The following is a 12,109-nucleotide window of genomic DNA, read 5'->3' on the forward strand; positions in this document are numbered from 1 at the left end:
ACGGCCGCTTTATGATCCGCAGCTGGTGCGTACGCGCGCCCGTCTCGACATTCAATATCCCCTGGGTGTCGATGCGGTCGACGCGGACTTTCCCGGAAGCATGGATGATCTCCGAATCGGAGAGCAGGATACCTACGTGGACTATCCGGCCCTCGGCGTTATCGAAGAACGCCAGGTCGCCGGCGTGGGCCTGTTGTAAAAATCCTACGGTCTCGCCCGTCAGGGCCTGCTGGGAGGAATCACGGGGTAGGAATATGCCAAAAAAACGATAGACCGCCTGGGTGTAGCCGCTGCAGTCGATCCCAAAGACGGACCGGCCGCCCCAGCGATAAGGGGTATTCAGGAAAAGGAACGCCTGGTGCCGGATGGCCTTCGGCTCGGGCTTGTGGCCGGTGGTTTCCCAAACGTTCCCGGTAAAATGAAGCTCGTTGCGCCGCCAGTGGCCACGGCCATTGTGGACGCCGGTAAGGCTGCTCCCCAGGGGGATGTGCATCGGATGGCCGTTGTAGGTGATCTCCGAAACCCAGTCGGAAGTAAGGTCCCCGGTGGCGTGGAGGTAATCGTCCATATCGATCTCCGCCAATTGATTGAGCGTGCACCATCCTTCGTATCCGTCGTACCGGCAGGTCACCTTTACCCAGCCGTCCTGTCCCTGCTCAAGGACCTTACAACATTCCCCGAACAGCAGCTCGGTGACCAGCTCGTGGCGGTGTCCGGGCTCCAAACGGAGGGGGCTGACGGGCACGCAACAGATCGCATAGACCATGGGGGGAGTTTGTCGCCGAAATTATGGAAATTCGTCGAGTAATGTATAACGACGTCAGCGATGAGGACCTGCTCCAGCGGTACTACCAGACAGGGGATAACCAATGGCTGGGGCCGCTCCTGGACCGGTATGGTCTATTATTGTTTGGTTTTTGCGCAAAACAGCTGAACGACAAGACACTGGCCCGGGACACCGTGCAGCAGGTCCAGCTGATCGTCATCCAGCATATCGACCGCACCCGCGTGGAGAACTTCCATGCCTGGCTTTTTACCATTGCCCGCAACGAATGCAATATAGTATTGCGCAATAGGCGCGTCGTGCGCCGGGAAGTAAAAGAGAACGACGTTCCGGAGGCCGCACCGGAATTCCGTGAAGCCTTCGAAGAAGGGAGGGACCGCCTTTTCGACGAAGCCATGGCGGCCCTGCCGGAGGCCCAGCGTGCCTGCATCCGACTGTTTTACCTCAGCGGCGAACGGAAAAAGTACGACGAGGTGGCCGCGGCAACGGGGTATAGCATAAAGGAAGTGAAAACCCACATACAGAATGGCAAACGAAACCTCAAGAAGACGATAGACAAAATGAGGAACCAATACTGATAAGTCTTACGTATGGACAATGAAAAGAATCATCCCATCGATCCCCAAAAATGGCTGGACTACCTGGAGGGAAACCTCCCGGAAGAGGAAAGGCGTCGTCTGGAAGCGGAAATTGCCCAATCAGACTTCCTCAAGGAAGCTATGGAAGGGCTGGAACCCCTGAAGGGTAAGGAAGACCTCCGGGAAATCGACCGGCAGTTGAGCAGTCACCTCCATAAACAGCTCGCTCAAAGGAACCGGAAAAAAAACCGCCGGTCCGCCACCGTCCAGCTATGGATGATCGTCGCCTTGCTGGTGATCCTTTTGTTCATCTTCCTGGGGTACTACCTCTATACCCATTCATAAGCCCGCTTCCACCGCAGGAACGGGCGTTCGAAATACCGGTAGGACAACGCAGCCACCAGGAGCGAGAAACCCAGCGACAGAGGATACAACCAATAGCTCCCCGCACCCACCCACGACAGGAAAACCGCGATACAAACCGAGTGCAGCACGTAAAAGCCATAGGATATTTTACCCATGGCGCCCAGCCAGCGGTTGTCCAGACCGATCAACGGCCGCGGGTTGCAGGCCATATTGACGATAAGTACCGCCAGCGCCACCGACAAGGCCTCCTGGATCACCTGCTCTACCCAGGAATTGCACAGCATCCATTGGATCGCCGCCAAGACAGCGAAGGATAGGAGGGCCAGCCATTGCGCTCGCCGCCGTAGCATCCATGCCGCCTCACCCCGCCGGTAAAGGTAAGCGCCCAGCGCGCCAATCGCCATACACGAGACCCGGGAGCAATACAGCCAGACGGCGGCGCCAAAGAAAAAATCGTGGGTGGCCGCGGGCCCCGTATACATAAGGACCACGCATGACAGCCGCGCGCCCACTACGGTCAGCGCGATGAGGGCCAGCGCCCGGGGCGCGGGTAATTTTCCCCTCCACAGAAAAGGCCAGACGGCGTAAAACTGCTCCTCTACCCCCACGGACCACAACACGAGGGCGTAAGGGATCCAGGGGTACAAAACGATCGCGACGTTGGGCATCATGCCCAGGTAGAAGAGCAGATTGGGCAGCCAGTGCTCCCAGCTGCCATACCCCGGGATGTGCATCCATTGGATGTGGGGCGCCACCCAAAACGCAAAGAAAACCATCAGGAAATAGAGCGGCCAGATGCGCAATATGCGCCGGACGAAAAAGGCTTTGACGTGCACCCGGCCCGTCGTCTCCCGTTCTTCCAGGAGCAGCCAGGTGATCAGGAATCCGCTCAATACAAAAAAAATGGTCACGCCCAGGCTGCCCAGGAATTCCCCGTGGGGCCCCGTCAAAAGCGTCGGCCGGCCTTCCATGCTTTTAAAGGATTCTATATGGTCCACAAAGACCATCAGCGCGGCGATCGCGCGCAAGCTGTCGAGCCCTTTCAGACGGGTGCCAGGCATATGGATCAATAGGATTGCTTCGCTGAAAGCCGTTTCCAGTCGTTAAAAACCGCCGTTGCCTCCGGCACCGGCACGTGCGCGAAAGGGATGCTCCGCTCCGCGCCCGTCGTGTCGATCTCCTCGTAGATAAACGCGTCGTCGAACCCCGCCCGCGCCGCGTCGTCCCTCGTCCCCGCATAATACACCGCCGCCGGACGTGCCCAATAGATCGCGCCCAGGCACATGGGGCAAGGTTCGCAGGAAGCGAACAGGGTACACCCCTCGAGCTGGAAGGACCCGAGCCGGCGACAAGCTTCGCGTATCGCCACGATTTCGGCATGGGCCGTGGGGTCCTGGTCGGAGGTCACGCGGTTGTACCCTTCGGCCAGGACCTGCCCGTCTTTGACGACGACACACCCGAACGGCCCCCCTTTGGAAGCCGTCATACCCTCCCGGGCGAGCGCTACCGCGCGCTCCAGGTACCGACGGATGTCGTCAGCCGTCATTATTGATACTGGATATAGATCGGCGACGGCTTGAGCGCCAGCACCTGCGCGGGCGTCATCATTTGCGTCTCCTTCATGTTCACGCCTCTCGGCTTCCGCACGTCGTTCTTGTAAAAGAGCTTGAATCCGGTGAACTGGACCGGGTAGTTCGCCACCCACATCCGGTAGCTATCGGTCTTCAGGCTGACGGGGCCCCATCCGTCCATGTCCAGCACGAATTGTACTTCGGGATGGAGCCGGATATTCTGGGCATTGGTCAGCATGTTCTTTGTAAAGCGGTGCACGATAAAAATCTTGGGGGGGAGGTGGTTGGCCTTGACCAGCCTGGCCAGGTATTCCGAACAGAAGTTGACGTCCTCGGCGTCCATGGTGCCGATCACCGTACCGGGTCGTTTGCCCGTCTTCATGGAAAATTCGGGGTCGATACCCAGGTGTACGTTGGGCATCGACAGGTACTTTTCCAACAGGGGTATTTCACTCTGGACGTTGGAGAACCCAACCTGGACATCCAGGAAAACGATGGCGTGGATCCGGGCGGCCAGGTGCAGCGCCGAGTCGATTTGTTTAAAAGGCATCCGGGCGCGGTACTTGCCGTCCTTGCCGGGCGCCCCCTGGGCGGTGACGCAGATATAATGCAGGGCGGGCTGGACGGGGGTTGCCGGGTCCGCTTTTTCCCATTGCTTGCAGGTTTCCTTCAGCTTGGCCAGCATCTCGTCGGGGGGATATTGCCCGAGCACACCCATATTTTTCGAATAGAAGTTCCCATAATACGCTACGATCCGCTTGAACGGCAAAATGGCGCCGGGCACGGGATAGTCCCTATGCACCAAGAATTTGCTGGAGGAATCGTTGTGCGCCAAAAACAGCAATTTGCGATTGTAGGCCGCCGTGTCGACGGGCGTCAGGTCGACCTGCGGAGGAGCGGGCGCGTCAGCCACGGCCGTCGTCTGCGTATCCTTGCCGGTACTGTCCGTCTTAGCCTTCTTGTCGTCGCCCTTATGGCCACAGGCCGCCATCATCATGGGTGTAAGGACCAGGATGGCCATAACCCGGGCCAGGCGGGTAGATGTCTGTAGTAGTGTGTTTTGCATGTAAAATGGGTCAAATGCTGATTTGGGGCCAAAAATAATGGATTCTTCCAACTAGGTACCCTTTTTGCTGCCCTATTCCTAAAACACCTACTATGAGCGTCCTGCAACGTTTCCGCGAGTGGGTCGACCGGATGCCGCCCCCCTTCCTTTTCCTGCTCAGGGTAGCCCTGGGCTGTATGCTGATCGCCAAAGGCATTTCCTTTATCAGCCATATACGCCAGCTGGAAGACATTATAGCGGCCAGCCGTTTCCAGGCGGGCTCCGTTTTCCTGACACACGTGATACCCTTCGCCCACCTACTGGGGGGCTTCTTTATCCTGATTGGTCTGTATACCCGTTTTTTCTGCTGGGTCCAGCTCCCGATCCTGATCGGGGCGGTCTTTTTTATCAACTTGCCCCACGCCGCCTTTAACGTGGAGTCCGGTGAGATCGGTTTTTCGATCGTGGTGCTCGTTTTGTTGATTTTTTTCGCCATTGTGGGCTCGGGACCCTACTCCATACAGGAATACGCCCGCCGGCACGCGCTGTAATTACGTGCTTGACCCTAAGCATGTTAAAAAAAATGGGCGAACCGTCCTGCCTCTTTTTCCCCCGTTTTGCGGAGCACCGCAAAGCGGGGGAAAAAGAGGCAGGACGGGTCGCCCATTTTTTTTGCGCGCTTATAGCAGCGCCGTGATCACTTCTCGTTCCGGAATACTACGACCCCGTCGAAAACGTCTACCAATACCGGGTGGCTCTTGTCTATGTCTCCGGCGAGTATCTTTCGGGAGAGCTGGTTGACGATCTCCTTTTGGATCAGCCGTTTCAGGGGGCGGGCGCCGAATTGTATGTCGTACCCGTTGTCGGCCAGATAGGCCACCGCGTAGTCGGTGAAGTCGAGCGTAATGCCGTTCTCCGCCACCAGCTTCCTGAGGCCATTCAATTGTATCTGGACGATACCCTTGATCTCTTTCTTCATCAGGGGTTCGAACAATATCACTTCATCGATCCGGTTCAGGAACTCGGGGCGGATGGTCTGCCTCAGCAGATTCATCACCTCGTCTTTGGTCCGGTCGAGGACGTCTTCCTTGTTGCTTTCGGTCATGTCCTCGAAGTGTTCCTGGATGATCTGGCTACCCATGTTCGACGTCATGATGATGATCGTATTCTTGAAGTTGACGACCCTGCCTTTGTTGTCGGTCAGCCGGCCGTCGTCCAGTACCTGTAACAGGACGTTGAACACGTCGGGGTGCGCTTTTTCGATTTCATCCAGCAGGACAACCGAATAGGGTTTACGCCGGACGGCCTCGGTTAGCTGACCGCCTTCATCGTATCCGACGTACCCGGGAGGCGCGCCCACGAGACGGCTCACCGAGTGTTTCTCCTGGTATTCGCTCATGTCGATACGGGTCATCATGCTTTCGTCGTCGAAAAGATAATCAGCGAGCGCCTTGGCGAGCTCGGTCTTACCCACGCCCGTGGTCCCCAGGAAAATAAAGGAGCCGATCGGCTTCCTCGGATCGCTCAGACCCGCGCGACTGCGCCGGATGGCGTCGGCAACGGCCTGGATGGCTTCATCCTGGCCGACTACGCGCTTGTGCAGCTCGGCCTCAAGATGCAACAATTTTTCCCTTTCACCCTGGAGCATCTTGGACAGCGGGATACCCGTCGCCTTGGCCACGCTTTCGGCAATGTCCTCGGCGTCGACTTCTTCCTTGAGGAGGCGCTTTTCACCCGAATCGGCCAGCTGCTGGGAATACTCCTTGATGAGCTTTTCCTGCTCCTGTATCTTACCGTAACGGATCTCGGCTACCTTACCGAGGTCTCCGTTGCGCTCGGCCCTTTCGGCCTCCTGTTTCAAGGCCTCGATCTGGGTCTTGGCCGACTGCACCTTTTCCACGAGCTCCTTTTCCTGGGTCCATTTGGCCTTCAGGGTGTCGCGCTCGACGGAAAGGTTGGCGATCTCGGTCGACAGCTCCTTCAGCTTGACGTCGTCTTTTTCCCTACGGATGGCTTCGCGCTCGATTTCGAGCTGGCGCAGCCTGCGTACGAGCTCGTCCAGCGCTTCGGGCATGGAGTTCATCTCCAACCGCAGCTTGGCCGCGCTTTCGTCGATCAGGTCGATCGCCTTGTCGGGCAAGAAGCGGTCGGTGATATACCGGGAGGACAATTCCACCGCGGCGATGATGGCCTCGTCCTTGATGCGGACGTGGTGGTGGGTCTCATAACGGTCCTTGATGCCACGTAGGATCGAAATGGCATCCTCCTCGGAGGGCTCGTCGACCATCACCTTTTGGAAACGGCGCTCAAGGGCCTTGTCTTTTTCAAAATATTTTTGGTACTCGTTCAGGGTCGTGGCGCCTACTGCCCTCAATTCCCCCCTTGCCAGGGCCGGTTTGAGGATGTTGGCGGCATCCATGGCGCCCTCTCCCCCACCCGCACCCACGAGGGTGTGGATTTCGTCGATGAAGAGGATGACTTCGCCTTCGCTTTCGCTGACTTCCTTGACGACGCCCTTTAACCTTTCCTCAAATTCCCCCTTATACTTGGCCCCGGCGATGAGCAGACCCATGTCGAGGGCAAAAATGGTCTTGGTCTTCAGGTTCTCAGGCACGTCCCCGTTGACGATCCGGTGGGCGATGCCTTCAGCGATCGCCGTCTTACCGACACCCGGTTCCCCTACGAGGATCGGGTTGTTCTTGGTGCGCCGGCTGAGGATATGCAGGGTCCGGCGGATTTCCTCGTCCCGGCCGATGACCGGGTCCAGCTTACCCGCGCGGGCCAGCTCGTTGAGGTCCTTGGCGTATTTATGAAGGGCGTTAAACGCCCCATCCTGTGTCTGCGAATTGACGGTAGACCCCTTTCGCAGCTCTTTGATGGCGGCGACGAGGTCTTTCTTATTGAGGCCCGCGTCCTTCAGGACGTTGGCGGTGGCGTCCTTGCCGTCCAACAGGGCAAGGAGGAGGTGTTCCGGGGTTACGAACTCGTCCCCGAACTCCTTCAGGTATCCCGACGTCTTTAGCAAGGCGCCGTTGAGGTCCCGGCCCAATTGCTGGCCCGGTTCGGTACCGCTGACCTTAGGCAGCTTCCCGATGGCTTCTTCCACCTTGTTTCCGACGTAGTTGACGTTTACGTTGTTTTTCTTGAGGAGGTACTCGATGGGAGAGTCTTCCTCTTCCAGGAGCGACTCCAGCAGGTGTTCGGTCTCGATGGCCGGGTTTTGGTGGTTATACGCAATCTGCTGTGCGTTAGCTACAGCCTGCTGCGCTTTAATCGTATAGTTGTTTAAGTTCATATTTTCGTTTTCTCCCAATGGATGGGAGCAAAAGGGGTTCCAAAGCGCCGCTTTGTGCAAATTTGGCACTTTACTTCGATGAAACTGCCTGAATTTCAGATCAATAGGGCTAATTCTGCAATAATTGCAGGCCTGGCAGTGTCGGTGCGTACCTTTGGGCCGCATGGACACCGCCCGTTATACCCGCCTGATAAAAGGCTATGCGGCCGAGCTCGGCTTCGACTACTGCGGCATCGCCCAGGCCGTCCGCCTGGATGACGACGCCCGGCGGTTGGAGCAATGGCTCCACCAGGGTATGCATGGGAAAATGGGATACATGGAAAACCACTTCGACCTCCGCATCGACCCTACCCGGCTGGTGCCCGGCGCCCGGTCGGTGATCACATTGCTGCTGAACTACTATCCCGGGGAAAAACAGTCGCCCGACGCCCCCCAGATAGCGAAATATGCCTATGGCAAGGATTACCACGAAGTCATCAGGGATAAACTGCGTGTTTTCCAGCAACGGATCCGCGACGACATCGGAGAGGTCGCGGGGCGGGGGTTCGTCGACTCCGCCCCGGTGCTCGAAAGGGCCTGGGCCATGCGCAGCGGGCTCGGATGGATCGGGAAGAACGGCAACCTGCTCCACCCCGGCGCAGGCTCTTTTTTCTTTATCGCCACGCTGATCGTCGATCTCTCCCTTGAGCCCGACGCACCCCTTGCTAAGGACTATTGCGGTACCTGCACCCGTTGTATCGACGCCTGTCCCACCGAAGCCATCCTCCCGGACAAGGTGGTGGACGGCAGCCGGTGCATCTCCTATTTTACGATCGAGCTCAAGGACCAGCTGATCCCGGCCGACATGGAAGGGAAATTCCAGGACTGGATGTTCGGTTGCGACACCTGCCAGGACGTCTGTCCGTGGAACCGGTTCAGCCGGCCCACGAAGGAGCCCGGCTTCACCCCGCTCCCCGAGGTGCTCAACTTTACCACGGCCGAATGGGAAGTGCTTACGGAGGACGCCTTCAAGGAAGTCTTCCGCGAGTCTCCGATAAAGCGGAGCAAATGGAAGGGTATCCGGCGGAACCTCGATTTTTTACGGGGGTAGATGCCCACCAGCGGCGGCCCGCATCGACAGGGCCGCCGCCATCAAACAAAGTGCAAGCTTTATCGTGTTCATGGCGCTTTTCTTGATGTCTTGCCCACCAGCGACAGGTCGAGGCGGACGCCGGCAAAATTCAGGTGGTCGCTCACGGGCGCGAACTTCTGAAGGTTCGAAAACCCATATTCCAGGAAGGGGCCGGCGCCGACGTCGCCCCCTTTGAAACGGAGGATGGTGGCGCTGAAACCCAACTCCCCCGACAACTGCAGGTGCCGATAGAGCGACTTGGCGACCTCGTATCCCGAATAGCTCGGGTTATACATCAGCGCGTCCCCCGAAAAAAGCCAGGCCGGCGCCACGCCCAGGTACACCGACGGCTGCGCGCGCGTCCGCGGCGCCACCGACCAGGAGACGTCGAGCGGGAGGCTCAGCAGCCGGTAGCTGTTGATATAGGTCAGCCGGGTTGTGTATGGCGGCGCACCATAGTTATAGTTAGATTGATTGCTGGCCGTGTATCCCAGATAAGGCCCATAACCGTTGACGGGCCCGATCCGCGTCTCCGCCTGCGTAAAGTCAAGACCCGCTTCCGCCCGGAAACGACTGGACAGCCGCCGGCTGGCTGACACCCCGACGGTCCAGCCAAAACCCGCCCTCCGCCCCGCCAGCGTGTCCATCCCCGTAGAGGCCGTCGCCCCGGACGCCCCGGTGACGGGCACGCCCGCGTTATTGCCGGTAGCGCCTGCGTCCATGAAATTGACGTGCTGACTTTGCGCGGGTGCGCCAAACGACAGGAAGGATCCTTGACCCGAGGCGCCGCCGGCCGCATATACCCGGAACGACCACGCCGCGGGCTTCGCGCCGCCTGTATTTTTCGCGCTATTCTTCACGCCGCCGGTATTTTTGACATCGCCGCCACTATTTGCGCCGCCGGTCTCCAGGGGCTGGTGGGCGAGCGCCGCTGGCGACCAGGGCGTGGGAGTCAGGGCCACGGGGGCGTTGCTTGGCAAAAGGTCGGGCGCCCCCGGCGCGGCGATCGCTGACACTTCGGACGCGGCAGGAGCCGCGGGCCGATCCGCCCCTGTTTTGCGCAGCGTTACAGCCTCGCGCGCCGGTGTCGCTCCGCGCACCGCGGGGACCCATGCCGGCGAGGCCGTTGGGTTCACCGACCCAGCCCGGCGCGCCACCGGGACCTCGGCAGGCGCGACGGCCGCCGGAACGGCCGGCTGTGGCGGCGTCGCCACCGTCGAGGCGGGCAAGCCCACCTGCCTTATGGCCGCGGGGCGCTCCGCCGGATGCCTGCGGAAAGCATAATACCCTCCCAGGGCCGCGCCGAGCAGCACCACCCCGAGGGGTATCCACAGCAACCCGCGGCGGCGGCGACGGCGGCGCACCGCCTCCAGCACCGCGTCGCGGACCGGGGGAGGCGGCGCCATTTGCCAGTCGTGGAGCCCATCGCGGAGCTGTTGTTCAAAATCCTTATCGGGCATACTGTTCAGGTTTTGTGTATTTCGGCGTCGGCCTTAGCGCTCAATTTGGGTCGCCGTCGAAATACGGCTAATAATTGCCCTTCGGGCCGGGCGCCGCCGGCGCCCTATAGTGATCGGATGCCGCCCTGATCCAGGTGATCAGCAGGGCGCGGGCCCTGGCATACTGCGAGCGGGACGTCCCCTCGTGTATGCCCAGCATCCTCCCGATTTCCACGTGCGTATAACCTTCGATCGCGTGCAGGTTCAGGATGGCCTGGTAACCCGTCGGTAGCTGGCGGATCAGGTCGGCCAGCTCCTTGGCGCCCAGCCTGACTTCTGGGTGATCGTCGACCACGGGATGCATCGCGTCGTCCTCGAAGGCCAGCTCCTGTTGGTAGTGCCGGTGTTTTTTGAGGTAGTTCAGGGCTGTATTGACCATGATCCGGCGTATCCAGGCCCCCAATTCACCCTCGAACCGGAAACGGTCCAGGTGGCGGAAAACGTTGATAAAGCCTTCCTGGAGGACGTCTTCCGCGTCCGCTTGCGACTTGGTGTACCGATAGCATACGCCCAGCATCTGCCCCGAGAAGAGGTCATAGAGCTCTCCCTGGGCCGTGGGATCACCGGCCAGGCAATCTTTGACAAGCTTACGCGTATCGGTCATGTGTGGGTTCTATCCCCCTGACAACGAAAAAACGCCGAACGTTGCACTCCACCAAGTCATACTTTTGCAAACATGGCAGAATCGCTATCCGCCCGGGACCTCCGGGTCATCTGGCACCCCTATACCCGACAGAAAGACATGCCCCCGCCCCTGGCGCTCGTCCGGGGTGAGGGTGCCCTGCTTTTCGACGAGAACGGTAAATCCTATATCGACGCCTCCAGCAGCTGGTGGGTCAATATACACGGGCACGCACACCCTTACATAGCCGAACGGATATATCGCCAGGCGCTCCATCTGGAACACGTCATCTTCGCGGGTTATACCCACGAGCCCGCCGTCCGGCTAGCGGAACGGCTGCTCCCGCGGTTGCCCGGCCCCTTCAGCCGCGTGTTCTATTCAGACAACGGTTCCACCGCCGTCGAGGTCGCCCTCAAGATGGCCATCCAGTACTGGTGGAACCGCGGCGCCCGCCGGCCCAAGCTGCTGGCCTTCCACCACAGCTACCACGGCGACACTTTTGGCGCGATGAGCGTCAGCGAACGGAGTGTTTTTACGCTGGCTTTTAAGGACTACCTTTTCGAGGTGGTGTTCATCGACACGCCGACCGCCGGAAACCTGGAGGAAATAAAAGCCCAGATCCGAACCCACGGCGCCGAAACCGCCGCCTTTATCTACGAGCCGCTGCTGCAAGGCGCAGGCGGTATGCGGATGTACGACCCCGCCCACCTGGACGAGCTGTTAGAAACCTGCCGCCAGGAAGGCATCCTTTGTATCGCCGACGAGGTCATGACCGGTTTCGGGCGTACAGGAAAATTGTTCGCCTCCGAATACACGACGAACAAGCCCGACATCATCTGCCTCAGCAAAGGCATCACCGGCGGCACGATGGCGCTGGGCGCCACGGCCTGCACCGACGCGATCTACCAGGCCTTTGTGGACGACGACAAGCTCAAAACCCTGTTTCACGGACACTCTTTTACCGCCAACCCGATCACCTGCGCGGCCGCCCTCGCCAGCCTCGACCTGCTCGAAGACCCCGATTGCGCCGACCGGCGAACAAGGATACACCGCCAGCATCAAGCCTTTGCGGAAAGACTGAAAGCGCAAAAGGCCGCCACCGACGTCCGCGTCCTCGGCACCGTCCTTGCCTTCGACATCGACACCGGCGCCGGCGGCTACCTCGACAACGTCGGCCCGTTGATGGCCCGCTACGCCGTCGAGCGGGGCGTGATGCTCCGCCCCATGGGCAGCAATGT

12 protein-coding genes are annotated in these 12,109 nt (G+C 59.6%); 5 read left to right on the top strand and 7 right to left on the bottom strand.

What is annotated here, in order from left to right:
- Positions 1 to 766, bottom strand: a 766-nt coding sequence (locus VL547_RS17660) for a C40 family peptidase (protein ID WP_325580318.1), incomplete at its 3' end; no start/stop codon positions are given.
- A gap of 23 nt (positions 767 to 789) precedes the next feature.
- Between VL547_RS17660 and VL547_RS17665 the strand changes: the two genes are divergently transcribed.
- Positions 790 to 1,362, top strand: coding sequence for a sigma-70 family RNA polymerase sigma factor (locus VL547_RS17665; protein WP_325580320.1), 573 nt, complete (start codon positions 790 to 792; stop codon positions 1,360 to 1,362).
- A gap of 12 nt (positions 1,363 to 1,374) precedes the next feature.
- Positions 1,375 to 1,707 carry a hypothetical protein gene (locus VL547_RS17670; RefSeq protein ID WP_325580322.1) on the top strand — a complete coding sequence of 111 codons (333 nt, stop codon included), beginning with the start codon at positions 1,375 to 1,377 and terminating at the stop codon, positions 1,705 to 1,707.
- Here VL547_RS17670 and VL547_RS17675 read toward each other — a convergent pair.
- Genes VL547_RS17675 through VL547_RS17685 form a run of 3 tightly spaced genes read right to left on the bottom strand, consistent with a single transcriptional unit; the run spans position 1,692 to position 4,365 of the window.
- Positions 1,692 to 2,789, bottom strand: a complete 1,098-nt coding sequence (locus tag VL547_RS17675; RefSeq protein ID WP_325580324.1) for an acyltransferase — start codon at positions 2,787 to 2,789, stop codon at positions 1,692 to 1,694. The two genes, VL547_RS17670 and VL547_RS17675, sit on opposite strands and share 16 nt — an antisense overlap.
- A 5-nt stretch (positions 2,790 to 2,794) precedes the next feature.
- Complete coding sequence (locus tag VL547_RS17680; protein ID WP_325580326.1) at positions 2,795 to 3,274, bottom strand: nucleoside deaminase; 480 nt, start codon at positions 3,272 to 3,274, stop codon at positions 2,795 to 2,797.
- A complete protein-coding gene (locus VL547_RS17685; RefSeq protein ID WP_325580328.1) occupies positions 3,274 to 4,365 on the bottom strand; it encodes a hypothetical protein in 1,092 nt (363 codons plus the stop codon). The genes VL547_RS17680 and VL547_RS17685 overlap by 1 nt, the downstream gene beginning before the upstream one ends.
- Positions 4,366 to 4,457: 92 nt before the next feature.
- On the opposite strand from VL547_RS17685, the gene VL547_RS17690 reads away from it, so the two are divergent.
- A complete protein-coding gene (locus tag VL547_RS17690; protein WP_325580330.1) occupies positions 4,458 to 4,895 on the top strand; it encodes a DoxX family protein in 438 nt (145 codons plus the stop codon).
- Positions 4,896 to 5,041: 146 nt separating this feature from the next.
- Here VL547_RS17690 and clpB read toward each other — a convergent pair whose 3' ends face one another.
- Positions 5,042 to 7,639, bottom strand: coding sequence for an ATP-dependent chaperone ClpB (clpB, locus tag VL547_RS17695; protein WP_325580332.1), 2,598 nt, complete (start codon positions 7,637 to 7,639; stop codon positions 5,042 to 5,044).
- Between the two features lie 163 nt (positions 7,640 to 7,802).
- On the opposite strand from clpB, the gene queG reads away from it, so the two are divergent.
- On the top strand, positions 7,803 to 8,729 hold the full coding sequence (gene queG / locus VL547_RS17700) for a tRNA epoxyqueuosine(34) reductase QueG (RefSeq protein ID WP_325580334.1): 927 nt from the start codon (positions 7,803 to 7,805) through the stop codon (positions 8,727 to 8,729).
- Between the two features lie 68 nt (positions 8,730 to 8,797).
- Here the strand turns inward: queG and VL547_RS17705 are convergent, their stop codons facing one another.
- Both VL547_RS17705 and VL547_RS17710 read right to left on the bottom strand, forming a co-directional pair.
- Positions 8,798 to 10,210, bottom strand: coding sequence for a hypothetical protein (locus tag VL547_RS17705; protein ID WP_325580336.1), 1,413 nt, complete (start codon positions 10,208 to 10,210; stop codon positions 8,798 to 8,800).
- Positions 10,211 to 10,277: 67 nt separating this feature from the next.
- On the bottom strand, positions 10,278 to 10,853 hold the full coding sequence (locus VL547_RS17710; protein WP_325580338.1) for a sigma-70 family RNA polymerase sigma factor: 576 nt from the start codon (positions 10,851 to 10,853) through the stop codon (positions 10,278 to 10,280).
- A gap of 72 nt (positions 10,854 to 10,925) precedes the next feature.
- On the opposite strand from VL547_RS17710, the gene bioA reads away from it, so the two are divergent.
- The coding region (gene bioA / locus VL547_RS17715) for an adenosylmethionine--8-amino-7-oxononanoate transaminase (protein ID WP_325580340.1) at positions 10,926 to 12,109 on the top strand (1,184 nt) is incomplete at its 3' end.

The organism is Dinghuibacter sp., assembly GCF_035492835.1.
Classification (GTDB): domain Bacteria; phylum Bacteroidota; class Bacteroidia; order Chitinophagales; family Chitinophagaceae; genus Dinghuibacter.